The organism is Streptomyces sp. NPDC002004 (assembly GCF_053593975.1).
This window is the reverse complement of record NZ_JBSFDP010000002.1, coordinates 54,933-78,750: the sequence shown is the minus strand read 5'-3', so window position 1 is coordinate 78,750 and position 23,818 is coordinate 54,933. Positions and strand designations below refer to the sequence as shown.

Below are 23,818 nucleotides of genomic sequence, written 5' to 3'. Positions count from 1 at the left end.
CCCGAACCATCATGAAATCCAGAACCCCCGGAACACTCTGGCCGTCGCTGGCGGCCGTCGCGCTCCTCGTCCCCCTCGCCGGATGCGGCGGCAGTGCCGAGGCCGGTGACGACTCGGCCCTGACAGTCACCGTCGGCTACCAGTCGAAGACCATCAACACCGTCACGGCAGGCACCCTGCTCCGTGCCCGAGGCACCTTCGAACGCGAGCTGAAGGCGCTCGGCAAGCGGGACGGGGTCACCTACCGGGTGCGGTGGCAGGACTACGCGACAGGGGCTCCGATCACCGCGCAGATGACGGCGGGGAAGGTCGACATTGGTTCGATGGGCGACTTCCCGCTGCTGATCAACGCGGCCAGGGGCACCCAGCTGCGCCGCCCGACCCGGTTGGTGTCGGTCACCGGGTACAACCTGCGCGGCGGGCTCAACACCGTGGTCACCGCTCCGGATTCGAAGATCCGCTCACTGTCCGGGCTGCGCGGCAAGAAGGTCTCGACAAGTGTCGGCTCCGCGGCCGACGGCACCCTCGTGAGGGCCCTCCAGCGCGCCGGGATCGACCCCGACACCGGCATCCACAAGCTCAATCAGCAGCCGGCGGTGGGGGCTTCCGCGCTCTCCTCGGGCAGCGTCGACGCGCTCTCCCAGTTCGTGGCCTGGCCGGGGCTCCTCGCCTACCAGGGGAAGGCGAAGGCGCTGTACGACGGCGCCGAACTGAATCTGCCGACGTTCCACGGGGTCACCGCCCGCCAGGACTTCGCCGCGAAGCACCCGGCCGTGCTGGAGGCGTTCCTCAGGGCCCAGGCGGACACCACCGGGTATCTCCACGATCATCCCGTGGCCGCCGCCGAGACCGTCGCCAAGGCCACCGGCCTGCCGGCCGAGGTCGTCTACCTCTACAACGGCGCCCACGGCATCGCCACCTTCGACCCGGCCCTCGAACCCCGGCTGGTCGACGCCCTGAAGAAGGACGTCGCCGTGCTGAAGTCGGAGAAGCTCGTGGGCGGCGTCGACGTGGACGCGTTCGTCGACGACAGCTACGCGAAGCGTGCACTCGGTTCCGCGTACGGGCGGCGGACGCCGAAGACGGCCGGCCCCGCGCGCGGCGAGGTGTGGGAGCGGGGTGCCACCCGGACCCGTGACTTCGCCGCGCCCGAGGCCCTGCTGCGGTACGTGGCCACGCACCGCGACCGGATACGCGCGGCCTACGTCCCCGACGCGACCACCGGTACACCGTGGTTCGCCGACAAGGCCGTATGGGTCGTGGACGGCAGCACGCTGAAGCCGTTCGTGACACAGGAGACGGCGCGGGCGTACATCGCGGGCCATCCCGGGGCCCGCACCGTTGCCTACCGCACGGCGCTGAGGCGGGTGTCATGAGCCGCTACGCGCTGCGCGGTCTCTCGCTGGCCGTCGCGCTCGGCTTGTGGCAGCTGGTGACCGCTCTGCACGTGACCCTGTGGCTGCGGTTCGGACAGTTCCCGACCGTCGTCGACATCGCCCGTGCGTTCGGGGAGCGGCTGGGCGGCGGGACGTACTGGCAGGACCTCACCGACAGCCTCACCCGGATCGTCACCGGGTTCGTGCTGGCGGCCGTGCTGGGCGTGGTGACCGGCACGGCGGTGGCCCGCTCACGGCTGGTGGAGGACCTGCTCGGCCCCGTACTCGAGGTGATACGGCCCGTCCCGGCGATCGCGCTGGTGCCGGTGGCGATCCTGCTGTTCCCCAGCAATGAACAGGGCATCGTCTTCATCACCTGCACCGCAGCGTTCTTCCCCGTCATGGTCTCCACGCGGCACGCGGTGCGCGCGCTGAGCCCCGTGTGGGAGGAGGCCGTGCACACCATGGGCGGCGGCCGGCGGCGCGTGCTCGGGTCGGTGGTGCTGCCGGGCGCGCTGCCCGGCATCTTCGGCGGCCTGTCGGTGGGGATCGGCGTCGCCTGGATCTGTGTGATCTCCGCCGAGATGATCTCCGGCGAGTACGGCGTGGGCTACCGCACCTGGCAGGACTACACGGTCGTCGACTACCCGGGTGTCTTCGTCGGGATGGTCACCATCGGCGTCCTGGGCTGGCTCACCTCGACCGCGGTCGAGCTGCTGGGGCGACGTCTGACCCGCTGGCTGCCGCGCACGGACCACGTGCCCGGGACACGGGTGCGTCCCGTGGGTCCGCCGCCGGAGTCCACCGTCCCCGCCGCGCCTCGGAAGGATCCGGTGCCCCATGACCACCTCGTCTGAGACCCGTCGGGGTGCCGGGCTCGCCCTGCGCGGCGCCTCGCTGGGCCGCCCCGGGGCCACCGCTCTCGACGACGTGCGCCTGGCCGTCGCGGCCGGCGAGATCCTCACCGTGGTGGGGCCGTCCGGATGCGGCAAGTCGACCCTGCTGCGCACCCTCGCCGGCCTGCTCCCGCCGCTCGCCGGGCAGGCCGACCAGGACGGGCGGCCCATCCTGGGACCGTCCGCCGACCGGGCCCTGGTCTTCCAGGAGGACGCGCTGCTGCCGTGGCGCACCCTCCGCGCCAACGTCGAACTCCCCCTGGCGATACGCGGCACACCGCGCACCGAGCGCCGCGCCCGCGCCGACTCCTGGCTCGCCCGCGTCGGCCTCGCCGGGTACGAGCGGCAGCTGCCGCACCGCGTCTCCGGCGGCCAGCGGCAGCGGGTGCAGCTCGCGCGCGCCCTCGCCGGGCAGCCGCGCGCCGTCCTCATGGACGAGCCGTTCGGCGCGCTCGACGCGCAGACCCGGGCCGGTATGCAGGACCTCCTGGTCGATGTGCTGCGCGACACCGGCGCGACCGTCGTGTTCGTCACGCACGACGTGGACGAGGCGCTGTTCCTCGGCGACCGGGTTGCGCTCCTCGGCACCGGACACGTCCTGGCCGTACGCGACGTGCCACGCCCCCGCGAGCGCACCGCGCACGGCGACCCGGCGACGGTCGCGCTGCGCCGCGAGATCCTCGCATCCCTCAGCGGCTAGCCGGATCCGCGGCTCGGCGCCACCTCCACGGCCGCGGTCATGCCCGCGGCCCCCGCACCATCCCGAAAGGCGGCTTCCCATGGAGCAGGAGCGCCCCCCTAAGAGCCCCCAGGAGATCCCCGCGCTCGGCTCGGCCGAGGAACTCTCCTGCGACGTCCTCGTCATCGGCGGCGGCACCGCCGGGACCATGGCGGCACTCACCGCCGCCGAACACGGCGCGCAGGTCCTGCTGCTGGAGAAGGCCCACGTGCGCCACTCCGGAGCGCTCGCCATGGGCATGGACGGCGTCAACAACGCCGTCATCCCCGGCCGCGCCGAACCCGACGACTACGTCGCCGAGATCACCCGCGCCAACGACGGCATCGTCGACCAGTCCACGGTCCGCCAGACGGCGACACGCGGCTACGCGATGGTGAGACGGCTGGAGTCGTACGGCGTGAAGTTCGAGAAGGACGAGCACGGCGAGTACGCGGTGCGCCAGGTGCACCGGTCGGGTTCCTACGTACTGCCCATGCCGGAGGGCAAGGACGTCAAGAAGGTCCTCTACCGGCAGCTGCGACGGCGCGAGATGCGCGAACGCATCCGCATCGAGAACCGCGTCATGCCCGTGCGCGTGCTGACCGCCGGTGGCCGGGCCGTCGGCGCCGCCGGCTTCCACACCCGCACCGGGGCCTTCGTCACGGTCCGCGCGGGCGCCGTGATCCTCGCGACCGGTGCCTGCGGACGGCTCGGCCTCCCCGCGTCCGGCTACCTCTACGGAACCTACGAGAACCCGACGAACGCCGGCGACGGCTACGCCATGGCCTACCACGCGGGGGCCGAACTCACCGGTATCGAATGCTTCCAGATCAACCCGTTGATCAAGGACTACAACGGCCCCGCCTGCGCCTATGTCGCCAACCCGTTCGGCGGCTACCAGGTGAACCGGCACGGGGAACGATTCGTCGACTCGGACTACTGGTCGGGCCAGATGATGGCGGAGTTCGCCGCGGAGGTGGCGTCGGACCGCGGCCCGGTCTATCTGAAGCTCAGCCATCTCCCCGAGGAGTCCGTGACGGCCCTGGAATCCATCCTGCACACCACGGAACGCCCCACCCGCGGCACCTTCCACGCGGGCCGCGGCCACGACTACCGCACCCACGACATCGAGATGCACATCTCCGAGATCGGCCTCTGCGGCGGCCACTCGGCCTCCGGCGTCCGCGTCGACGACCACGCACGCACCACGGTGCCTCGTCTCTACGCCGCCGGGGACCTGGCGTGCGTACCGCACAACTACATGATCGGAGCGTTCGTCTACGGCGATCTCGCGGGTGCGGACGCGGCCCGGTACCGGGCCTACGAGGGCGCGTTGCCGCAGGACCAGCTGCGCGAGGCGCACGAGCTGATCTACCGTCCGCTGCACAACCCCGACGGTCCGCCGCAGCCCCAGGTCGAGTACAAGCTGCGGCGTTTCGTGAACGACTACGTCGCGCCCCCCAAGTCGGGCGCCCGGCTGTCGCTGGCCCTGGAGGCCTTCGAGCGGATGCGCGCCGACATCGCCGAGATGGGTGCGCGCACCCCGCACGAGCTGATGCGCTGCGCCGAGGTCACCTTCATCCGGGACTGCGCCGAGATGGCGGCGCGCGCCTCCCTCGCGCGGACCGAGTCGCGCTGGGGCCTGTACCACGAGCGCACCGACCACCCTCGCCGCGACGACACCGCGTGGTTCCACCATCTCGACCTGCGCAAGTCCTCCTCGGGGGCGATGGAGTTCACCGCCCGCCCCGTGGCTCCCTATCTCGTCCCCGTCGACGGCTACGCGCCGGCCGGCGGACCGTCCCGCGACCTGGGTGAGGTCCGGCCGGAACAGATCGCCACCGCCGGAGCCCGCGAGGCGGCCCCCGTGGGCTCGGGCCGCCCGCACGACACCGCCCGGAGCGAGGCCCGCCAAGTCTCCAGCGCCTCGCCCCGCCTGCTCGAGGTCGTCGCGCTCGCCGAGCGGGAGCCCGAACTCGCCGAGCTTCGCCCTTATTTGGACGACCCCGACCCGCAGGTGCGGCGGGCCGCCGTTGCCGCACTCACCGAGACCGTCCCCGCGGGGACGGGTCCCGCGCTGGCGGGCGCCCTGCGCGACCCGGACGGCGACGTCCGGGCGGCGGCGGCCGCGTCACTGCGGGAACTAGTCGAGACGCTCCCGCCGGAGCCGTCCCTGCGTCAGGGCCTCGTCGCCTCCGTCGCCGGGAACGACCCACGCGTACGCGCCGCCGCTCTCGACGCCCTGCGGGCCCTGCACCTGGGAGACACGGCGCTCTACGCCCGCACGCTCACGGACGACGATGTCACCGTCCGCATCGCCGCGGTACGCGCCCTGGTGTCCGTCCACGCGACGCAGGCCCTGGCCCGCGTCGTCGACGACACTTCCCGCGAGGTCCGCGTGGCCACGGCCAAGGCTCTCGCGACGCTCGGCTCCCGACCGGCAGCGGCGGCGAACGCCCCTGGGCCGGAGCCGGAGCCGGATCCCGTCCTGCTCACCCTCGACCGTCTCGCCCATGACGCCGACCCGCTGGTGCGCGGAGCCGCGTTCGAGGCGTTCGCCGCGACCGGCTGCCCGGAGCGGCTCGCCGAGGCCGCCGTGCTGGCGCTGGGGGACCCCGCGTGGCAGGTGCGGGCGGGCTCCGCCACCGCGCTCGGCGCCGCGGCCCCCTCAGCCGCCGTCCCCGCCCTCGCCAAGACGCTGGGCGACCCCAACGCGGACGTCCGCAAGGCCGCCGTACTCGCCCTCGCCCGGCACGCCGCTGCCGCACCGGACGCCGGGGCCGCCCTGGCCACGGCGGTCACGGACACGGACGCGGACGTACGGGCATACGCCTCACGGGCCCTGTGACACACCGCCACGGGTCCCGGGCGCCCCATGGCGCTCCGGACCGCCCGGGCCTACCAGCCCAGGTCCTCCGGCTCGTCCGGCTCCTCCTCCGGCGCGTCCCAGTCGGGACGGTCGTCGCCCGGCTCCGCGCTCGACATGGCGGAGCCGGTGGCGGCCGGTCCGTCGAGGGAGGTGAGAACACCCAGCACGCCCTCCCCGTACGTCGCCAGCTTCTTCTCGCCGACGCCGCTGATGCCGCCCAGCTCGCCCACCGAGGCCGGGCGGATGGTGGCGATCTCCCTGAGGGTGGCGTCATGGAAGATCACATACGCCGGCACGCCCTGCTCGCGCGCCTGTTCGGCACGCCAGGACCGCAGGGCCTCGAAGACCGGCACCAGTTCCTCGGGCAGATCGGCCGCGGCCGTCCTGGCCTTGCGCTCGCCCTTGGGTCCCGCGGACCGCTGTGCGGTGGGCTTCTTGGGTTCCTTGCGCAGTGGTACCTCACGCTCACGTCGCAGCACGGTGCCGCTGGTGTCGGTGAGCACCAGCGTGCCGTACTCGCCCTCGACCGCCAGCAGCCCCAGCGCCAGCAACTGCCTGATCACGCCCCGCCACTCGGCCTCCGACAGGTCCTCGCCGATGCCGAAGACGGAGAGCTGGTCATGGTCGAACTGGATGACCTTCGCGGTCCTGCGGCCGAGCAGAATGTCCACGATCTGCCCGGCGCCGAACTTCTGCCCGCGCTCCCGCTGCAGCCGCACCACGGTCGAGAGGGCCTTCTGCGCCGCGACCGTGCCGTCCCAGGTCTCCGGCGGGGTGAGGCACGTGTCGCAGTTGCCGCACGCGGGAGCGTCCGGCTCCTGGCCGAAGTACGTCAGCAGCCGGGCGCGGCGGCACTCGGCGGTCTCGCAGAGGGCGAGCATGGCGTCCAGGTGCGACGCGGCCCGCCGCCGGAACGCCTCGTCGCCCTCGCCGGACTGGATGAGCTTGCGCTGCTGCACCACATCCTGGAGGCCGTACGCCATCCAGGCCGTGGACGGCAGGCCGTCACGTCCCGCGCGGCCCGTCTCCTGGTAGTAGCCCTCGACGGACTTCGGCAGGTCGAGGTGCGCGACGAAGCGCACGTCGGGCTTGTCGATGCCCATGCCGAACGCGATGGTCGCGACGACGACCAGCCCGTCCTCGCGCAGGAACCGGGCCTGGTGCTCGGCGCGCGTCCCCGCGTCCAGGCCCGCGTGGTACGGCACCGCCTCGACGCCGCTGCGGGTCAGGAACTCGGCGGTCTTCTCGACGCCGTTGCGCGACAGGCAGTAGACGATGCCGGCGTCGCCCGCGTGCTCCGCGCGGAGGAAGGACAGCAGCTGCTTCTTGGGGTCGGCCTTGGGCACGATCCGGTACTGGATGTTGGGCCGGTCGAAGCTCGCCACGAAGTGCCGCGCGGACGGCATCCCGAGCCGCTGGGTGATCTCCTGGTGCGTGGCGCGGGTGGCGGTCGCCGTGAGCGCGATCCGCGGCACGTCCGGCCAGCGCTCGCCGAGCAGCGACAGGGCCAGGTAGTCGGGCCGGAAGTCGTGGCCCCACTGGGCGACGCAGTGGGCCTCGTCGATCGCGAAGACGGAGATCCTGCCGCGCGAGAGCAGATCGAGGGTGGCCTCCACGCGCAGCCGCTCCGGGGCCAGGTAGAGCAGGTCGAGCTCGCCGGCCAGGAATTCGGCCTCGACGAGTCGGCGCTCGTCGAAGTCCTGTGTGGAGTTGATGAACCCGGCGCGCACGCCCAGCGCGCGCAGCGCGTCCACCTGGTCCTGCATCAGCGCGATCAGCGGGGAGACGACGATTCCGGTGCCGGGGCGCACGAGTGCCGGGATCTGGTAGCAGAGCGACTTGCCGCCGCCGGTCGGCATGAGCACGACCGCGTCGCCGCCCGCGACGACGTGCTCGATGATCGCTTCCTGTTCGCCGCGGAAGGCGTCGTACCCGAACACACGGTGCAGGGTCCGCAGCGCCTCGCTGCCGCCCGCCTCCGCGGTGCCGGACGCCTCGCCCGCGCCCGGTGCACCGGTCGCTTCGGCCGTCCCGGCCCCGGTCACTCCGGTCCCGCTCATCCCGTCCGCCTCGGCCATCACGCCGATCCCGCCCGTCCCGTGCATCGTCCGTCCCCCGTGTGCCGTACTTCGGCCACCACAGCCACGATAGGGGGCCGGGCCGACAGCCGAAGAGTTATCCACAGGCTGCTGCCCGAGCGGATGACCCCCGCGCCGCGGCAGGGCTCGCACGCCGCCGCCCGGCTCCCGGGGAACCGGGGGCCGGGCGGCGGCGGAAGGCGCAGGCGCGTCAGCGGACGAACACCCCCGCCTGGCCCGCCAGATCCAGGAAGTACTGCGGCGCCAGACCCAGCACCAGCGTGACGGCCACGCCGACGGCGATCGCCGTCATCGTCAGCGGGGACGGCACAGCGACCGTCGGTCCCTCCGGCTTCGGCTCGCTGAAGAACATGAGCACGATCACACGGATGTAGAAGAACGCCGCGATCGCGGACGAGATCACACCGATGACCACCAGCGCGCCCGCTCCGCTCTCGGCCGCCGCCTTGAACACCGCGAACTTACCGACGAAGCCGGAGGTCAGCGGGATGCCGGCGAAGGCCAGCAGGAACACCGCGAAGACCGCGGCGACCAGCGGCGAGCGCCGCCCGAGACCCGCCCACTTCGACAGGTGCGTCGCCTCGCCGCCCGCGTCCCGCACCAGGGTGACCACGGCGAAGGCGCCGATCGTCACGAAGGAGTACGCCGCCAGGTAGAAGAGCACCGAGGAGACACCGTCCGGGCTCGTGGCGATGACACCCGCGAGGATGAATCCCGCGTGGGCGATCGACGAGTAGGCGAGCAGCCGCTTGATGTCGGTCTGGGTGATCGCCACGATCGCGCCGCCCAGCATGGTGACGATCGCGACGGCCCACATGACCGGCCGCCAGTCCCAGCGCAGCCCCGGCAGGACGACGTACAGCAGCCGCAGCAGCGCCCCGAAGGCCGCCACCTTGGTGGCCGCCGCCATGAAGCCGGTGACGGGGGTCGGCGCGCCCTGGTAGACGTCCGGGGTCCACATGTGGAACGGCACCGCGCCCACCTTGAACAGCAGACCCATGACGATCAGCGCGGCGCCGATCAGCAGCAGCACGTCGTTGCCCATGGTGTCGGCGAGCGCCGGGTCCACGGTCTGGACGGTGCCGTCGACAACCTGGGCGATCGTGGCGTACGAGACGGAGCCCGCGTAGCCGTACATCAGGGCGATGCCGAAGAGGGTGAACGCGGAGGCGAAGGCCCCCAGGAGGAAGTACTTGACCGCGGCCTCCTGCGACATCAGCCGCTTGCGGCGGGCCAGGGCGCACAGCAGGTACAGCGGCAGCGAGAAGACCTCGAGGGCGATGAACAGCGTCAGCAGGTCGTTCGCCGAGGGGAAGACGAGCATGCCGCCGATCGCGAAGAGGGCGAGCGGGAACACCTCGGTGGTGGTGAACCCCGCCTTCACCGCGGCCTTTTCGCTGTCGCTGCCGGGCACGGACGCGGCCTGGGCCGCGAACGAGTCGACCCGGTTGCCGTGCGCCGCGGGGTCGAGACGCCGCTCGGCGAAGGTGAAGATCGCGACGAGTCCGGCGAGCAGGATCGTGCCCTGGAGGAACAGCGAGGGACCGTCCACGGCGATCGCGCCCATCGCGGCGATGCGTGCCTTGGTGGTGCCGTAGCCGTCGGCGGCGAGCCCGACCACCGCGGCGAACGCGGCGGCGAGAGCGACGACGGAGACGAACACCTGCACGTAGTAGCGGGACTTGCGCGGCACGAAGGCCTCGACGAGCACCCCGACGAGGGCCGCGCCGATGACGATCAGGGTGGGCGACAGCTGCCCGTACTCGATCTTCGGTGCGTCGATCTTCTGGATCTGGTCCGTCAACGGCGCTGCCGCCGCCGTTGTCCACAGGCTGTGGACGGCTGATGCGCTCACTTGGCCGCCTCCACCTCGGGCTGGGGGTCCTTCTGATGTACATCGGACAGGGTGTGCTGCACCGCCGGGTTCACGATCTCCGTGAGCGGCTTCGGGAAGACGCCCAGGAAGATCAGCAGCGCGATCAGCGGGGCGACCACCAACAGCTCCCGCGCCCGCAGATCGGGCATCGCAGAGACCTCGGGCCTCACCGGGCCCGTCATCGTCCGCTGGTAGAGGACGAGCGTGTAGAGCGCGGCGAGGACGATGCCGAAGGTGGCGATGATGCCGAGCACCGGATAGCGCGAGAACGTGCCGACCAGCACCAGGAACTCACTCACGAACGGGGCGAGTCCCGGCAGCGACAGGGTCGCCAGGCCACCGATCAGGAAGGTTCCGGCGAGCACCGGGGCGACCTTCTGGACGCCGCCGTAGTCGGCGATGAGCCGCGAGCCCCGCCGGGAGATCAGGAAGCCGGCCACCAGCATCAGGGCGGCGGTCGAGATGCCGTGGTTGACCATGTAGAGCGTCGCACCGGACTGGCCCTGCGAGGTCATCGCGAAGATGCCCAGGATGATGAACCCGAAGTGCGAGATCGACGCGTAGGCGACCAGCCGCTTGATGTCGCGCTGGCCGACCGCGAGCAGCGCCCCGTAGACGATGCTGATCAGCGCCAGCACCATGATCGCGGGTGTGGCCCACTTGGAGGCCTCCGGGAAGAGCTGGAGACAGAACCGCAGCATCGCGAAGGTGCCGACCTTGTCGACGACCGCCGTGATCAGTACGGCGACCGGGGCGGTGGCCTCACCCATGGCATTGGGCAGCCATGTGTGCAGCGGCCACAGCGGGGCCTTCACCGCGAAGGCGAAGAAGAACCCGAGGAACAGCAGCCGTTCGGTGCTGGTCGACATGTCCAGCGTGCCGTTGGCCCGCGCCTGCACGATCTCCTGGAGGGAGAAGTTGCCCGCCACGACGTAGAGCCCGATCACCGCGGCCAGCATGATCAGGCCGCCGACCAGGTTGTACAGGAGGAACTTCACCGCGGCGTAGGAACGCTGCGTGGCCGCCGCCTGGTCGCCGCCCGCGTGGGCGCGGTCCCCGAAGCCGCCGATGAGGAAGTACATCGGGATGAGCATGGCTTCGAAGAAGATGTAGAAGAGGAAGACGTCGGTGGCCTCGAAGGAGAGGATCACCATCGCCTCCACCCCGAGGATGAGGGCGAAAAAGCCCTGGGTGGGCCGCCAGCGCCTGGAACCCGTCTCCTGCGGGTCGGCGTCGTGCCACCCCGCGAGGATGATGAAGGGGATCAGCAGCGCGGTCAGCGCGAGAAGCGCCACCGCGATGCCGTCCACGCCCAGCTCGTACCGCACCCCGAAGTCCGCGATCCAGGCATGCGATTCGGTGAGCTGGTACTGGGCGCCGCCGGGGTCGAACCGGACCAGGACGACCGCGGCGAGGGCCAGCGTGGCGAGCGAGAAGAGCAGCGCCAGCCACTTGGCGGCCGTGCGCCGGGCGGCCGGTACGGCGGCCGTGGCGATCGCCCCGACCGCCGGGAGCGCCGCCGTCGCTGTCAGCAGTGGAAAGGACATCGGTATCAGACCGCCCTCATCAGCAGGGTCGCGGCGACGATGACCGCCGCACCGCCGAACATCGAGACCGCGTACGTGCGCGCATAGCCGTTCTGCAGCTTGCGCAGCCGACCGGAGAGGCCGCCGAACGAGGCCGCCGTGCCGTTGACGACGCCGTCGACCAGGGTGTGGTCGACGTACACCAGGGACCGGGTGAGGTGTTCGCCGCCGCGCACCAGCACCACGTGGTTGAAGTCGTCCTGGAGGAGGTCGCGGCGGGCGGCCCGGGTGAGCAGGGAGCCGCGCGGGGGCGTGACCGGGACCGGACGCCTGCCGTACTGGGCGTAGGCCAGGGCGACGCCGATGACCAGGCACACCGTGGTCGCCAGGGTGACCGTCAGGGCGCTCACCGGGGAGTGGCCCTCCGAGTGACCGGTGACCGGCTCCAGCCACTTCACGAAGGAGCTGTTCCAGGAGAACAGCGCACCGGCGAAGACCGAGCCGAAGGCCAGCACGATCATGGGGGCCGTCATGACCTTGGGCGACTCGTGCGGGTGCGGTTTGTGGCCGTGCTCGTCCGGCTGCCAGCGCTTCTCGCCGAAGAAGGTCATCAGCATCACGCGCGTCATGTAGAAGGCCGTGATGGCCGCGCCCAGCAGGGCGGCGCCGCCGAGGATCCAGCCCTCGGTGCCGCCCTTGGCGAACGCCGCCTCGATGATCTTGTCCTTGGAGAAGAAGCCCGAGAGTCCGGGGAAGCCGATGATGGCCAGATAGCCGAGCCCGAAGGTGATGAAGGTGATCGGCATGTACGAGCGCAGAGCCCCGTACTTCCGCATGTCGACCTCGTCGTTCATGCCGTGCATGACCGAACCGGCACCGAGGAACAGCCCGGCCTTGAAGAAGCCGTGGGTCACCAGGTGCATGATCGCGAAGACGTAGCCGATGGGGCCGAGCCCGGCCGCGAGCACCATGTAGCCGATCTGCGACATCGTCGAACCGGCCAGGGCCTTCTTGATGTCGTCCTTCGCGCAACCGACGATCGCACCGAAGAGGAGCGTGACGGCGCCGACGACGGTGACGGCGAGCTGGGCGTCGGGAGCGGCGTTGAAGATCGCGCCGGACCGGGTGATCAGATACACGCCGGCGGTCACCATGGTGGCCGCGTGGATCAGGGCCGAGACCGGGGTCGGGCCCTCCATCGCGTCCCCGAGCCAGGACTGCAGCGGCACCTGGGCGGACTTGCCGCATGCGGCGAGCAGCAGCATCAGGGCGATCCCGGTGAGCGTGGCCTCGCCGGTCCTGTCCACGGAGGCGAACACCGGCCCGAAGGCGAAGCTGCCGAACGTGGTGAACATGATCATGATCGCGATGGACAGGCCCATGTCGCCGACGCGGTTGACCAGGAAGGCCTTCTTCGCCGCTGTGGCGGCGCTGGGCTTGTGCTGCCAGAAGCCGATCAGCAGGTACGAGGCGAGGCCCACGCCCTCCCAGCCGACGTACAGCAGCAGGTAGTTGTCGGCGAGGACGAGCAGCAGCATCGCCGCCAGGAACAGGTTGAGATAGCCGAAGAAGCGGCGGCGCCGCTCATCGTGCTCCATGTACCCGATGGAGTAGACGTGGATCAGCGAGCCGACACCCGTGATCAGCAGGACGAACGTCATCGACAGCTGGTCCAGCTGGAAGCTCACGTCCGCCTGGAAGCTCTCGACGGGGATCCAGCTGTACAGGAACTGGTGCAGGGTCCGGTCGTCGGCGCTCCTGCCGAGCATGTTCACGAAGAGGACGACGCCGATCCCGAAGGAGGCAGCCGCGAGCAGCGTGCCGATCCAGTGGCCGACGCGGTCGAGCCGACGCCCGCCGCACAGCAGGACGACCGCTCCGAGCAGAGGCGCCGCGATCAGCAGCGCAATCAGATTCTCCACGATTCAGCGACCCCTCACAGCTTCATCAGGCTGGCGTCGTCGACCGAGGCCGAGTGGCGGGAACGGAACAGCGACACGATGATCGCGAGCCCGACGACGACCTCCGCGGCGGCGACGACCATCGTGAAGAAGGCGATGATCTGGCCGTCGAGATTGCCGTGCATCCGGGAGAAGACGACGAACGCGAGGTTGCAGGCGTTCAGCATCAGCTCGATGCACATGAACACGACGATCGCGTTCCGCCTGATGAGCACCCCGGTGGCGCCGATCGTGAACAACAGGGCCGCGAGATACAGATAGTTGACCGGATTCACTGGGACGCCTCCTCGGGCCGCGTCCGCTCCAGGCGGTCCTCCGCACGCTGTTCCAGCGCCTTCAGATCGCCCAGCGCCTCCTTCGACACGTCGCGGATCTGGCCCCGCGACCGCAGCGTCTTGTTGACCGTCAGCTCCGACGGGGTGCCGTCCGGGAGCAGACCGGCGATGTCCACCGCGTTGTGCCGGGCGTAGACGCCCGGTGCCGGGAGCGGCGGCAGGTGCTTGCCCTCGCGCACCCGCTGTTCGGCCAGCTCTCGCTGGGTCATGGCGCGCTCGGTGCGCTCCCGGTGCGTGAGCACCATCGCGCCGACGGCGGCCGTGATGAGCAGGGCGCCGGTGATTTCGAAGGCGAACACGTACTTCGTGAAGATGAGGGCGGCCAGGCCCTCCACATTGCCCGCGGCGTTCGCTGTGCCGAGGCCGTCGAAGTTCTTCAGGGAGGCGTTCGCGATGCCGGCGAGCAGCAGCACGCCGAAGCCGAGGCCGCACAGGGCGGCCAGCCAGCGCTGGCCCTTGATGGTCTCCTTCAGCGAGTCCGCGGCGGTGACACCGACCAGCATGACCACGAAGAGGAACAGCATCATGATCGCGCCGGTGTAGACGACGATCTGCACGACGCCCAGGAAGTACGCGCCGTTGGCCAGGTAGAAGACCGCCAGGACGATCATGGTCCCGGCGAGGCAGAGCGCGCTGTGCACGGCCTTCCTCATCAGGACCGTGCACAGGGCGCCGATCACGGCGACCGTCCCGAGGACCCAGAACTGGAACGCCTCGCCGGTCGAGGTGGTGTAGGCGGCGAGCTGGCTCATGCCTCCGCCCCTTCCTCTTGCCGGTGTCCGGCCTCGGAGGACCCCTCGGGCTGCTCGCCCTTGGAGACGGCGACCTGCCGGACCGTGCCGGGCGCGGCCTCGGTCACGAGGCCGCGGTAGTAGTCCTGCTCGTCCATGCCCGGGTAGATCGCGTGCGGGCTGTCGACCATGCCCTCGTCGAGGCCGGCGAGCAGCTGCTCCTTGGTGAAGATCAGGTCGGCGCGGCTGCTGTCGGCCAGCTCGAACTCGTTCGTCATCGTCAACGCGCGCGTGGGGCACGCCTCGATGCACAGACCGCAGAAGATGCACCGCAGATAGTTGATCTGGTACACGCGGCCGTACCGCTCGCCCGGCGAGTACCGCTCCTCGTCGGTGTTGTCCGCGCCCTCCACGTAGATCGCGTCCGCCGGGCAGGCCCAGGCGCACAGCTCGCAGCCGACGCACTTCTCCAGGCCGTCCGGATGGCGGTTGAGCTGGTGCCGGCCGTGGAACCGCGGAGCGGTGGTCTTCTGCTGCTCCGGGTACTGCTCGGTCAGCCGCTTCTTGAACATGGCCTTGAAGGTCACGCCGAAGCCGGCGACGGGATTCTGGAACCCCTGTTTGGGTTCGCTGGGCTGCTCAGCCATCGGACGCCTCCTTTCCGTGAACATCACCGTCACTGACAGTGTCGGACCCGCCACTGACAATCAGCTCCCGCTCCCGGCGCGAGCGGCGCCGCGGGACGGGCGGCAGCTCCTGGCCGGGCAGCGGCGGCACCGGGAATCCGCCCGACATCGGGTCGAAGGCGGCGGGCTCCTCGTCCGGTGCCCGGTCGGCGGCCCGCTTGTCGCGGAAGACGTCGACGACGAACGACAGCAACAGCAGGGCGAGGACGCCTCCGGCGACGTACAGCACGATCGAGCTGAAGCCGTAGTGCTCGTTGCGCAGCGCCCTGACGGTGGCGACGAGCATCAGCCAGACCACGGAGACCGGGATGAGGACCTTCCAGCCGAGCTTCATCAGCTGGTCGTAGCGGACGCGGGGCAGGGTGCCGCGCAGCCAGATGAAGAAGAACAGCAGCAGCTGCACCTTGATGACGAACCAGAGCAGCGGCCACCAGCCGTGGTTCGCGCCCTCCCAGAAGGAGCTGATCGGCCAGGGCGCCCGCCAGCCCCCGAGGAACAGCGTCGTGGTCACGGCCGAGACCGTCACCATGTTCACGTACTCGGCGAGCATGAACATCGCGAACTTGATGGACGAGTACTCGGTGTTGAAGCCGCCGACGAGGTCGCCCTCGGACTCCGGCATGTCGAAGGGGGCGCGGTTGGTCTCGCCGACCATCGTCACGATGTAGATCAGGAAGGACACCGGAAGCAGCAGGATGAACCAGCGGTCCTTCTGCGCCTCGACGATCGCCGAGGTCGACATCGAGCCCGAGTAGAGGAACACCGACGCGAACGCGGCGCCCATCGCGATCTCGTAGGAGATCATCTGCGCGCAGGAGCGCAAGCCCCCGAGGAGGGGGTACGTCGAGCCGGACGACCAGCCGGCGAGCACGATGCCGTAGATGCCCACGGAGGCGACCGCGAGGATGTACAGCATCGCGATCGGCAGGTCGGTGAGCTGCATCGTGGTGCGGTGGCCGAAGATCGAGATCTCGTTGTCGGCCGGCCCGAAGGGGATCACCGCGATCGCCATGAACGCGGGGATCGCCGCGACGATCGGAGCAAGGACGTAGACCACCTTGTCCGCGCGCTTGACGATCACATCCTCCTTGAGCATCAGCTTGATGCCGTCCGCGAGGGACTGGAGCATGCCCCAGGGGCCGTGCCGGTTGGGCCCGATGCGCAGCTGCATCCAGGCGACGACCTTGCGCTCCCAGACGATCGAGAACAGCACGGTCAGCATCAGGAAGGCGAAGCAGAAGACCGCCTTGATGACGACCAGCCACCAGGGGTCCCGGCCGAACAGCGACAGGTCTTCCACGGCGAGCGGTGTCGCGAGCGGCGTCAGCGCCAGGGGCGTCACGACGTCACCTCCGTGACCTCCTGGGACACCGGCGCGGTGGCCGGGCCGATACGGACGAGTTCGCCGGGGCGCGCCCCCGTGTCGACGGCGACGCCTCCCCCGACGGAGTTCAGCGGGAGCCAGACGACCCGGTCGGGCATCTCCGTGATCTGCAGGGGCAGTGCGACCGCACCGGCCGGGCCCGTGACGGTGAGGACGTCGCCGTCCTTGACGCCCGCCTCGACGGCGGTCGCTTCGGAGAGCCGGGCGACGGCGGCGTGCCGGGTGCCGGCGAGCGCCTCGTCGCCCTCCTGGAGACGGCCGTTGTCGAGCAGCAGCCGGTGGCCGGCGAGGACGGCCTCGCCCGAGGCGGGGCGCGGCAGGGGCATCGCGCTCTCCTGAGGCCCCTCGGCGCGGGGTCCCTCCCAGGCCCCGAGCCGGTCCAGTTCGGCGCGCAGGGTCCGCAGATCGGGCAGCCCCAGGTGGACGTCCATCGCGTCGGCGACCATCTGGAGGACGCGCGCGTCGGTGGGCGCCAGGCGGCGGGTCATCTGGTCGGGCTTGAGCGCGGCCTCGAAGAACCGCGTACGACCCTCCCAGTTGAGGAAGGCGCCCGCCTTCTCGGCGACGGCGGCGACCGGGAGCACCACGTCGGCCCGCTCGGTGACCTCGCTGGGGCGCTGCTCCAGCGACACGACGAAGCCGGCCTCGTCGAGTGCCGCACGCGCGCGTGCCGGGTCGGGGAGGTCGGCGACCTCGACGCCCGCCACCAGCAGGGCCCGCAGCTCGCCGGCCAGGGCGGCCTCGACGATCTGTCCGGTGTCACGGCCGTAGCGGTGCGGCAGTTCGCCCACGCCCCAGGCGGTGGCGACCTCCTCCCGCGCGCGGGGGTCGGTCGCGGGGCGCCCGCCGGGCAGCAGCGACGGCAGGGCGCCCGCCTCGACGGCGCCCCGTTCGCCGGCCCGGCGCGGGATCCACACCAGCCGGGCGCCGGTCGCGGTCGCGGCCCGCACCGCGGCGGTGAGCCCGCCCGCCACGGAGGCCAGCCGCTCGCCGACGACGATGACGGCGCCGTCGGAGCGCAGTGCCTCGGCGGCCTTCGCGCCCAGGTCGTCCAGGCCGGTCCCGGAGGCGAGTGCGTCCAGCCACTCGGTCTCGGTGCCGGGCGCCGCGGGCAGCAGCGTGCCGCCCGCCTTCTCCAGGCCGCGGGTGGCGTACGTGGCGAGGGCGAAGGTCTTCTGACCGTGCCCCCGCCAGGCCTTGCGCAGCCGCAGGAAGACGCCGGGTGCCTCCTCCTCGGCCTCGATCCCGGCGAGCAGCACGGCCGGGGCCTTCTCCAGGGCGGAGTACGTCACCCCGGTGCCGTCGATGTCCCGGCCGCGGCCGGCGATCCGGGAGGCGAGGAAGTCCGCCTCCTCGCCGCTGTGCACCCGCGCGCGGAAGTCGATGTCGTTGGTGTCCAGGGCCACGCGCGCGAACTTGCTGTACGCGTAGGCGTCCTCGACGGTGAGGCGGCCGCCGGTCAGCACACCGGCCAGGCCGCGCGCGGCGGCGAGCCCGCGGGCCGCGGCGTCCAGGGCCTCGGGCCAGCTCGCCGCCTCCAGCTCACCCGTCTCCGCGTTGCGCACCAGCGGCGTGGTGATCCGGTCCTTCAGTTGTGCGTAGCGGAAGCCGAACCGCCCCTTGTCGCAGATCCACTCCTCGTTGACCTCGGGCTCGTTGGCCGCGAGCCGTCGCATGACCTTGCCGCGCCGGTGGTCGGTGCGCGTGGCGCAGCCGCCCGCGCAGTGCTCGCACACGCTCGGGGACGACACCAGGTCGAAGGGGCGGGAGCGGAACCGGTAGGCCGCCGACGTGAGCGCTCCCACCGGGCAGATCTGGATGGTGTTCCCGGAGAAGTACGACGCGAAGGGGTCGCCCTCGCCGGTGCCGACCTGTTGCAGGGCGCCTCGTTCGATCAGCTCGATCATCGGGTCGCCGGCGATCTGGTTGCTGAACCGGGTGCAGCGGGCGCACAGCACGCAGCGCTCGCGGTCGAGCAGCACCTGCGTGGAGATCGGGACCGGCTTCTCGTAGGTGCGCTTCCTGCCCTCGAACCGGGTGTCCGGTTCGCCGACCGACATCGCCTGGTTCTGCAGCGGGCACTCGCCGCCCTTGTCGCAGACCGGGCAGTCCAGCGGATGGTTGATGAGCAGCAGCTCCATCACACCGCGCTGCGCCTTCTCGGCGACCGGCGAGGTGATCTGGGACTTCACGACCATGCCGTCCGTGCACGTGATGGTGCAGGACGCCATCGGCTTGCGCTGGCCCTCGACCTCGACGATGCACTGGCGGCAGGCGCCGGCCGGGTCGAGGAGCGGGTGGTCGCAGAAGCGGGGGATCTCGATGCCGAGGAGTTCGGCGGCCCGGATGACCAGGGTGCCCTTGGGCACGCTGATCTCGATGCCGTCGATCGTCAGCGTGACGAGGTCCTCGGGCGGGACCGCGGCCGCGCCGCCCCCGGAGGGAGCGCCCGTCGTCACAGTCATGCGTTCACCTCCGTGTGCTGGTCCGCCCAGGCGGTCGACTTGGCCGGGTCGAAGGGGCACCCCCGGCCGGTGATGTGCTCCTCGTACTCGTCGCGGAAGTACTTGAGCGAGGAGAAGATCGGCGATGCGGCGCCGTCGCCGAGCGCGCAGAACGACTTGCCGTTGATGTTGTCGGCGATGTCGGCGAGCTTGTCGAGGTCGCTCATGGCGCCCTTGCCGGCCTCGATGTCGCGGAGCAACTGCACGAGCCAGTACGTCCCTTCGCGGCAGGGCGTGCACTTGCCGCAGGACTCATGGGCGTAGAACTCGGTCCACCGCGTCACGGCCCGCACCACGCAGGTCGTCTCGTCGAAGCACTGCAGGGCCTTGGTGCCGAGCATGGAGCCGGCGGCGCCCACGGCCTCGTAGTCCAGCGGGACGTCGAGGTGCTCGTCGGTGAACATCGGGGTCGAGGAGCCGCCCGGCGTCCAGAACTTGAGCCGGTGTCCGGGGCGCATGCCGCCGCTCATGTCGAGCAGCTGCCGCAGGGTGATGCCGAGCGGCGCCTCGTACTGGCCGGGGCTGGCGACATGGCCGCTGAGCGAGTAGAGCGTGAAGCCCGGGGACTTCTCGCTGCCCATCGACCTGAACCATTCCTTGCCCTTGTGCAGGATCGCGGGAACCGAAGCGATCGACTCGACGTTGTTCACCACAGTGGGACATGCGTAGAGACCGGCCACGGCAGGGAAGGGAGGTCGCAGTCGCGGCTGGCCACGGCGGCCTTCCAGCGAGTCGAGCAGCGCGGTCTCCTCGCCGCAGATGTACGCGCCCGCGCCCGCGTGCACGGTGAGGGTCAGGTCGAGTCCGCTGCCGAGGATGTTCTCGCCGAGGTAGCCCGCCGCGTAGGCCTCGCGTACTGCCTCGTGCAACCGCCGCAGCACGGGGACGACTTCGCCGCGCAGATAGATGAACGCATGCGACGACCGGATCGCGTAGCAGGCGATCACGATGCCCTCGATGAGGCTGTGCGGGTTGGCGAAGAGGAGCGGGATGTCCTTGCAGGTCCCGGGCTCCGATTCGTCGGCGTTGACGACCAGATAGTGGGGCTTGCCGTCGCCCTGGGGGATGAACTGCCACTTCATGCCCGTGGGGAAGCCCGCGCCGCCACGGCCGCGCAGACCGGAGTCCTTCACATACGCGATGACGTCGTCCGGCGACATGGCGAGGGCCTTGCGCAGCCCTTCGTACCCCTCGTGCCGCCGGTAGGTGTCGAGCGTCCAGGACTCGTCCTCGTCCCAGAAGGCCGACAGGACCGGGACCAGCAGCTTCTCGGGGCTGGTGTCCCCGCCTGCGATTCCGCCCGGGCGGGCGGTACCCCCGTCCTCTGTTGTCACGGTCATCACTCCCCCTCCTTGCTGACCGGACCGGCCGGGTGATCCGGGTCGGAGTCCGACGTGCTCTGCGGTGCGTCGTGCGAGCTGGGATGCCCGGCCGGCGGCTCGTCCTGGGGAGCCCGCGGACCGCCGGCCCGCGGGTGCACCACATGCGGACGGTGCTCCTCGCCCCTGGCGAGGCGCAGGCCGACCAGCGATGCCGGGCCGGCGCCGGAGGTGGCCTCGACCGCGCCGGGGCGCTCGTCGGGGAAGCCGGCGAGGATGCGGGCCGTCTCCTTGTAGGTGCACAGGGGGGCACCGCGGGTCGGTTCGACCTCGGCTCCGGCGCGCAGGTCGTCGACCAGACGCTTGGCGGACTCGGGGGTCTGGTTGTCGAAGAACTCCCAGTTGACCATCACGACGGGTGCGTAGTCGCAGGCCGCGTTGCACTCGATGTGCTCGAGGGTGACCTTGCCGTCCTCGGTGGTCCCGCCGTTGCCGACGCCCAGGTGCTCCCGGAGGGCGGCGAAGATGGCGTCGCCGCCCATGACCGCGCAGAGCGTGTTGGTGCAGACACCGACCTGGTAGTCACCACCCGGCCGCCGCCGGTACATGGTGTAGAAGGTGGCGACCGCGGTGACCTCGGCCGTGGTCAGACCGAGCATCTGCGCGCAGAACTGCATGCCGGTCCGGGAGACGTGGCCCTCCTCGGACTGCACCAGGTGCAGCAGCGGCAGCAGCGCCGACCTGGAGTCCGGGTAGCGGGCGATGACGTCCTTGGCGTCCGACTCCAGCCGCGCACGGACGTCGGCCGGGTACTCGGGCGCGGGGAGCTGGGGCATGCCCAGGCTCACGCCCTGATCGGAAGGTGTGGCGGTCACCGGTCGACGCCTCCCATCACGGGGTCGATGGACGCGACGGCGACGATGACGTCGGCGACCATGCCGCCCTCGCACATCGCCGCCATGGCCTGCAGATTGGTGAAGGACGGGTCCCGGAAGTGGACCCGGTAGGGACGGGTGCCTCCGTCGGAGACGGCGTGCACCCCCAGTTCGCCCTTGGGCGACTCGACGGCGGTGTAGGCCTGTCCGGCCGGGACGCGGAAGCCTTCGGTCACCAGCTTGAAGTGGTGGATCAGGGCCTCCATGGAGGTGCCCATGATCTTCTTGATGTGGTCGAGGGAGTTGCCGAGGCCGTCCGGGCCGAGGGCCAGCTGCGCGGGCCAGGCGATCTTCTTGTCGGCGACCATGACCGGACCGGGCTCGAGCCGGTCCAGGCACTGCTCGACGATCCGCAGCGACTGCCGCATCTCTTCGAGGCGGATCAGGAAGCGGCCGTAGGAGTCGCAGGTGTCGGCGGTCGGGACGTCGAAGTCGTACGTCTCGTAGCCGCAGTACGGCTGTGCCTTGCGCAGGTCGTGCGGGAGGCCGGCGGAGCGCAGGATGGGGCCGGTGACGCCGAGTGCCATGCAGCCGGCGAGGTCGAGGTAGCCGATGTCCTGCATGCGGGCCTTGAAGATGGGGTTCCCGGTGGCGAGCTTGTCGTACTCGGGGAGGTTCTTCTTCATCTTCTTCACGAACTCGCGGATCTGGTCCACCGCGCCCGGGGGCAGGTCCTGGGCGAGTCCGCCGGGCCGGACGAACGCGTGGTTCATGCGCAGGCCGGTGATCAGCTCGTAGATGTCGAGAATGAGTTCACGATCACGGAAGCCGTAGATCATGATCGTGGTGGCACCCAGCTCCATGCCGCCGGTGGCGATGCAGACCAGGTGCGAGGACATCCGGTTCAGCTCCATCAGGAGCACCCGGATGATCGTGGCGCGGTCCGGGACCTCGTCCTCGATGCCGAGCAGTTTCTCGACGGCGAGGCAGTACGCGGTCTCGTTGAAGAACGGCGTCAGATAGTCCATGCGCGTGACGAAGGTGGTGCCCTGCGTCCACGTGCGGTATTCGAGGTTCTTCTCGATGCCGGTGTGCAGATAGCCGATGCCGCACCGGGCCTCGGTCACCGTCTCGCCGTCCAGCTCCAGGATGAGGCGGAGCACGCCGTGGGTGGACGGGTGCTGCGGACCCATGTTGACGACGAGGCGCTCGTCGTCGGCCTTGGACACGGACTGGACGACCTCGTCCCAGTCGCCTCCGGTCACCGTGTAGACGGTGCCTTCGGTGGTCTCGCGGGGAGTCGCAGATGGAGTGGTCACGAGTAGGACCTCCGCTGGTCCGGAGCCGGGATCTGGGCGCCCTTGTACTCGACGGGGATGCCGCCGAGGGGGTAGTCCTTGCGCTGCGGATGGCCCTGCCAGTCGTCCGGCATCATGATCCGCGTCAGCGACGGGTGGCCGTCGAAGACCAGGCCGAAGAAGTCGTAGGTCTCGCGCTCGTGCCAGTCGTTCGTCGGATAGACCGGGACGAGTGACGGGACGTGCGGGTCGGCGTCCGGAGCGCTGACCTCGATGCGGATCAGCCGGTTGTGGGTGATCGAGCGCAGGTGGTACACGGCGTGCAGCTCGCGGCCCTTGTCCCCGGGGTAGTGCACTCCGGAGACGCCGGTGCACAGCTCGAAGCGCAGGGCCGGATCGTCGCGCAGCGTCTGGGCGACCCGCACCAGGTAGTCGCGCGCGATGTGGAAGGTCAGCTCGTCACGGTCGACGACGGTCTTCTCGATCGCGTTCTCCGGGAAGAGACCCTGCTCCTCCAGGGCGCCCTCGAGCTCGTCGGCGACCTCGTCGAACCACCCCCCGTACGGCCGGGTGGCCGGGCCGGGCAGCCGGACGGAGCGGACGAGCCCGCCGTAGCCGGAGGTGTCGCCGCCGTTGTCGGCGCCGAACATGCCGCGCTGGACGCGGATCTCCTCGCCCTGGTCGCCGCGCTGGCCGGGAAGGTTGGTCGCGTTCGGGTCCCGCTCGGGGTTCGCGCCGTTCCCGCCCGCGCCGCTGTTGCCGTTGCTGTTCGCGTCGCTCACCGCAGCAGCCCCTTCATCTCGATCGTGGGGAGCGCCTTGAGTGCCGCTTCCTCGGCCTCACGGGCCGCTTCCTCCGCGTTGACGCCGAGCTTCGAGGACTGGATCTTCTGGTGGAGCTTGAGGATGGCGTCCAACAGCATCTCGGGCCGCGGCGGACATCCGGGCAGATAGATGTCGACGGGGACGATGTGGTCGACGCCCTGGACGATCGCGTAGTTGTTGAACATGCCGCCCGACGACGCACAGACGCCCATCGAGATGACCCACTTCGGGTTCGGCATCTGGTCGTAGACCTGCCGCAGCACCGGCGCCATCTTCTGGCTGACGCGTCCGGCGACGATCATCAGGTCCGCCTGCCGCGGTGAGCCGCGGAAGACCTCCATGCCGAAGCGCGCGAGGTCGTAGCGGCCCGCGCCGGTCGTCATCATCTCGATGGCACAGCAGGCGAGGCCGAAGGTGGCGGGGAAGACCGACGCCTTGCGCACCCAGCCCGCGGCCTGTTCCACGGTGGTCAGCAGAAAACCGCTCGGCAGTTTCTCTTCGAGTCCCATATTGGTGGCCCCTAGACCCCTTCGTCCCTCGC

At 70.7% G+C, this 23,818-nt stretch carries 18 protein-coding genes; 4 read left to right on the top strand and 14 right to left on the bottom strand.

What is annotated here, in order from left to right; translation table 11 throughout:
* The first annotated feature begins 11 nt into the window (after nucleotides 1-11).
* From ACWCP6_RS03335 to ACWCP6_RS03320, 4 genes are all read left to right on the top strand, one after another.
* Entirely contained in the window at nucleotides 12-1,376 is a 1,365-nt protein-coding gene (locus tag ACWCP6_RS03335) for an ABC transporter substrate-binding protein (protein WP_450930627.1), read from the top strand.
* Entirely contained in the window at nucleotides 1,373-2,233 is an 861-nt protein-coding gene (locus ACWCP6_RS03330) for an ABC transporter permease (protein WP_450930626.1), read from the top strand. Before ACWCP6_RS03335 ends, ACWCP6_RS03330 begins: the two co-directional genes overlap by 4 nt.
* Nucleotides 2,217-2,972 (top strand): ABC transporter ATP-binding protein, encoded by a 756-nt coding sequence (locus ACWCP6_RS03325; RefSeq protein ID WP_450930625.1) that lies wholly within the window; start codon nucleotides 2,217-2,219, stop codon nucleotides 2,970-2,972. Before ACWCP6_RS03330 ends, ACWCP6_RS03325 begins: the two co-directional genes overlap by 17 nt.
* Before the next feature lie 79 nt (nucleotides 2,973-3,051).
* Entirely contained in the window at nucleotides 3,052-5,838 is a 2,787-nt protein-coding gene (locus tag ACWCP6_RS03320) for a fumarate reductase/succinate dehydrogenase flavoprotein subunit (RefSeq protein WP_450930624.1), read from the top strand.
* Nucleotides 5,839-5,888: 50 nt separating this feature from the next.
* Here the strand turns inward: ACWCP6_RS03320 and recQ are convergent, their stop codons facing one another.
* The 14 genes from recQ to ACWCP6_RS03250 form a co-directional block, all read right to left on the bottom strand.
* On the bottom strand, nucleotides 5,889-7,919 hold the full coding sequence (gene recQ, locus ACWCP6_RS03315; RefSeq protein ID WP_450931091.1) for a DNA helicase RecQ: 2,031 nt from the start codon (nucleotides 7,917-7,919) through the stop codon (nucleotides 5,889-5,891).
* Between the two features lie 229 nt (nucleotides 7,920-8,148).
* Entirely contained in the window at nucleotides 8,149-9,813 is a 1,665-nt protein-coding gene (gene nuoN / locus ACWCP6_RS03310) for an NADH-quinone oxidoreductase subunit NuoN (RefSeq protein WP_450930623.1), read from the bottom strand.
* On the bottom strand, nucleotides 9,810-11,381 hold the full coding sequence (locus ACWCP6_RS03305) for an NADH-quinone oxidoreductase subunit M (RefSeq protein ID WP_450930622.1): 1,572 nt from the start codon (nucleotides 11,379-11,381) through the stop codon (nucleotides 9,810-9,812). The genes nuoN and ACWCP6_RS03305 overlap by 4 nt, the downstream gene beginning before the upstream one ends.
* Before the next feature lie 5 nt (nucleotides 11,382-11,386).
* Complete coding sequence (nuoL, locus tag ACWCP6_RS03300) at nucleotides 11,387-13,282, bottom strand: NADH-quinone oxidoreductase subunit L (protein WP_450930621.1); 1,896 nt, start codon at nucleotides 13,280-13,282, stop codon at nucleotides 11,387-11,389.
* A 14-nt stretch (nucleotides 13,283-13,296) separates the two neighbouring features.
* Nucleotides 13,297-13,596: an NADH-quinone oxidoreductase subunit NuoK gene (gene nuoK, locus ACWCP6_RS03295; protein ID WP_009190046.1), complete on the bottom strand. Its 300-nt coding sequence runs from the start codon at nucleotides 13,594-13,596 to the stop codon at nucleotides 13,297-13,299.
* Nucleotides 13,593-14,408, bottom strand: a complete 816-nt coding sequence (locus ACWCP6_RS03290) for an NADH-quinone oxidoreductase subunit J (RefSeq protein WP_450930620.1) — start codon at nucleotides 14,406-14,408, stop codon at nucleotides 13,593-13,595. Before ACWCP6_RS03290 ends, nuoK begins: the two co-directional genes overlap by 4 nt.
* Nucleotides 14,405-15,034 (bottom strand): NADH-quinone oxidoreductase subunit NuoI, encoded by a 630-nt coding sequence (gene nuoI, locus ACWCP6_RS03285; RefSeq protein ID WP_450930619.1) that lies wholly within the window; start codon nucleotides 15,032-15,034, stop codon nucleotides 14,405-14,407. Before nuoI ends, ACWCP6_RS03290 begins: the two co-directional genes overlap by 4 nt.
* Nucleotides 15,027-16,415, bottom strand: coding sequence for an NADH-quinone oxidoreductase subunit NuoH (nuoH, locus tag ACWCP6_RS03280; RefSeq protein WP_450930618.1), 1,389 nt, complete (start codon nucleotides 16,413-16,415; stop codon nucleotides 15,027-15,029). The genes nuoI and nuoH overlap by 8 nt, the downstream gene beginning before the upstream one ends.
* Nucleotides 16,412-18,922, bottom strand: a complete 2,511-nt coding sequence (locus ACWCP6_RS03275) for an NADH-quinone oxidoreductase subunit G (protein ID WP_450930617.1) — start codon at nucleotides 18,920-18,922, stop codon at nucleotides 16,412-16,414. Before ACWCP6_RS03275 ends, nuoH begins: the two co-directional genes overlap by 4 nt.
* Nucleotides 18,919-20,304 (bottom strand): NADH-quinone oxidoreductase subunit NuoF, encoded by a 1,386-nt coding sequence (nuoF, locus tag ACWCP6_RS03270; protein WP_450930616.1) that lies wholly within the window; start codon nucleotides 20,302-20,304, stop codon nucleotides 18,919-18,921. The genes ACWCP6_RS03275 and nuoF overlap by 4 nt, the downstream gene beginning before the upstream one ends.
* Entirely contained in the window at nucleotides 20,301-21,116 is an 816-nt protein-coding gene (gene nuoE / locus ACWCP6_RS03265) for an NADH-quinone oxidoreductase subunit NuoE (protein WP_450931090.1), read from the bottom strand. Before nuoE ends, nuoF begins: the two co-directional genes overlap by 4 nt.
* A gap of 35 nt (nucleotides 21,117-21,151) precedes the next feature.
* A complete protein-coding gene (locus ACWCP6_RS03260) occupies nucleotides 21,152-22,474 on the bottom strand; it encodes an NADH-quinone oxidoreductase subunit D (RefSeq protein WP_450930615.1) in 1,323 nt (440 codons plus the stop codon).
* Nucleotides 22,471-23,235 carry an NADH-quinone oxidoreductase subunit C gene (locus tag ACWCP6_RS03255; protein WP_450930614.1) on the bottom strand — a complete coding sequence of 255 codons (765 nt, stop codon included), beginning with the start codon at nucleotides 23,233-23,235 and terminating at the stop codon, nucleotides 22,471-22,473. Before ACWCP6_RS03255 ends, ACWCP6_RS03260 begins: the two co-directional genes overlap by 4 nt.
* Nucleotides 23,232-23,786: a NuoB/complex I 20 kDa subunit family protein gene (locus tag ACWCP6_RS03250; RefSeq protein WP_030610600.1), complete on the bottom strand. Its 555-nt coding sequence runs from the start codon at nucleotides 23,784-23,786 to the stop codon at nucleotides 23,232-23,234. Before ACWCP6_RS03250 ends, ACWCP6_RS03255 begins: the two co-directional genes overlap by 4 nt.
* Nucleotides 23,787-23,818 lie beyond the last annotated feature (32 nt).

Bases quoted from the DNA above. Each gene is read 5' to 3' on its own strand.
- ACWCP6_RS03335 (WP_450930627.1), top strand. From the start codon at position 12: ATGAAATCCAGAACCCCCGGAACACTCTGGCCGTCGCTGGCGGCCGTC.
- ACWCP6_RS03330 (WP_450930626.1), top strand. From the start codon at position 1,373: ATGAGCCGCTACGCGCTGCGCGGTCTCTCGCTGGCCGTCGCGCTCGGC.
- ACWCP6_RS03325 (WP_450930625.1), top strand. From the start codon at position 2,217: ATGACCACCTCGTCTGAGACCCGTCGGGGTGCCGGGCTCGCCCTGCGC.
- ACWCP6_RS03320 (WP_450930624.1), top strand. From the start codon at position 3,052: ATGGAGCAGGAGCGCCCCCCTAAGAGCCCCCAGGAGATCCCCGCGCTC.
- recQ (WP_450931091.1), bottom strand. From the start codon at position 7,919: ATGAGCGGGACCGGAGTGACCGGGGCCGGGACGGCCGAAGCGACCGGT.
- ACWCP6_RS03305 (WP_450930622.1), bottom strand. From the start codon at position 11,381: ATGTCCTTTCCACTGCTGACAGCGACGGCGGCGCTCCCGGCGGTCGGG.
- ACWCP6_RS03290 (WP_450930620.1), bottom strand. From the start codon at position 14,408: ATGAGCCAGCTCGCCGCCTACACCACCTCGACCGGCGAGGCGTTCCAG.
- nuoI (WP_450930619.1), bottom strand. From the start codon at position 15,034: ATGGCTGAGCAGCCCAGCGAACCCAAACAGGGGTTCCAGAATCCCGTC.
- ACWCP6_RS03275 (WP_450930617.1), bottom strand. From the start codon at position 18,922: ATGACTGTGACGACGGGCGCTCCCTCCGGGGGCGGCGCGGCCGCGGTC.
- nuoE (WP_450931090.1), bottom strand. From the start codon at position 21,116: ATGCCCCAGCTCCCCGCGCCCGAGTACCCGGCCGACGTCCGTGCGCGG.
- ACWCP6_RS03250 (WP_030610600.1), bottom strand. From the start codon at position 23,786: ATGGGACTCGAAGAGAAACTGCCGAGCGGTTTTCTGCTGACCACCGTG.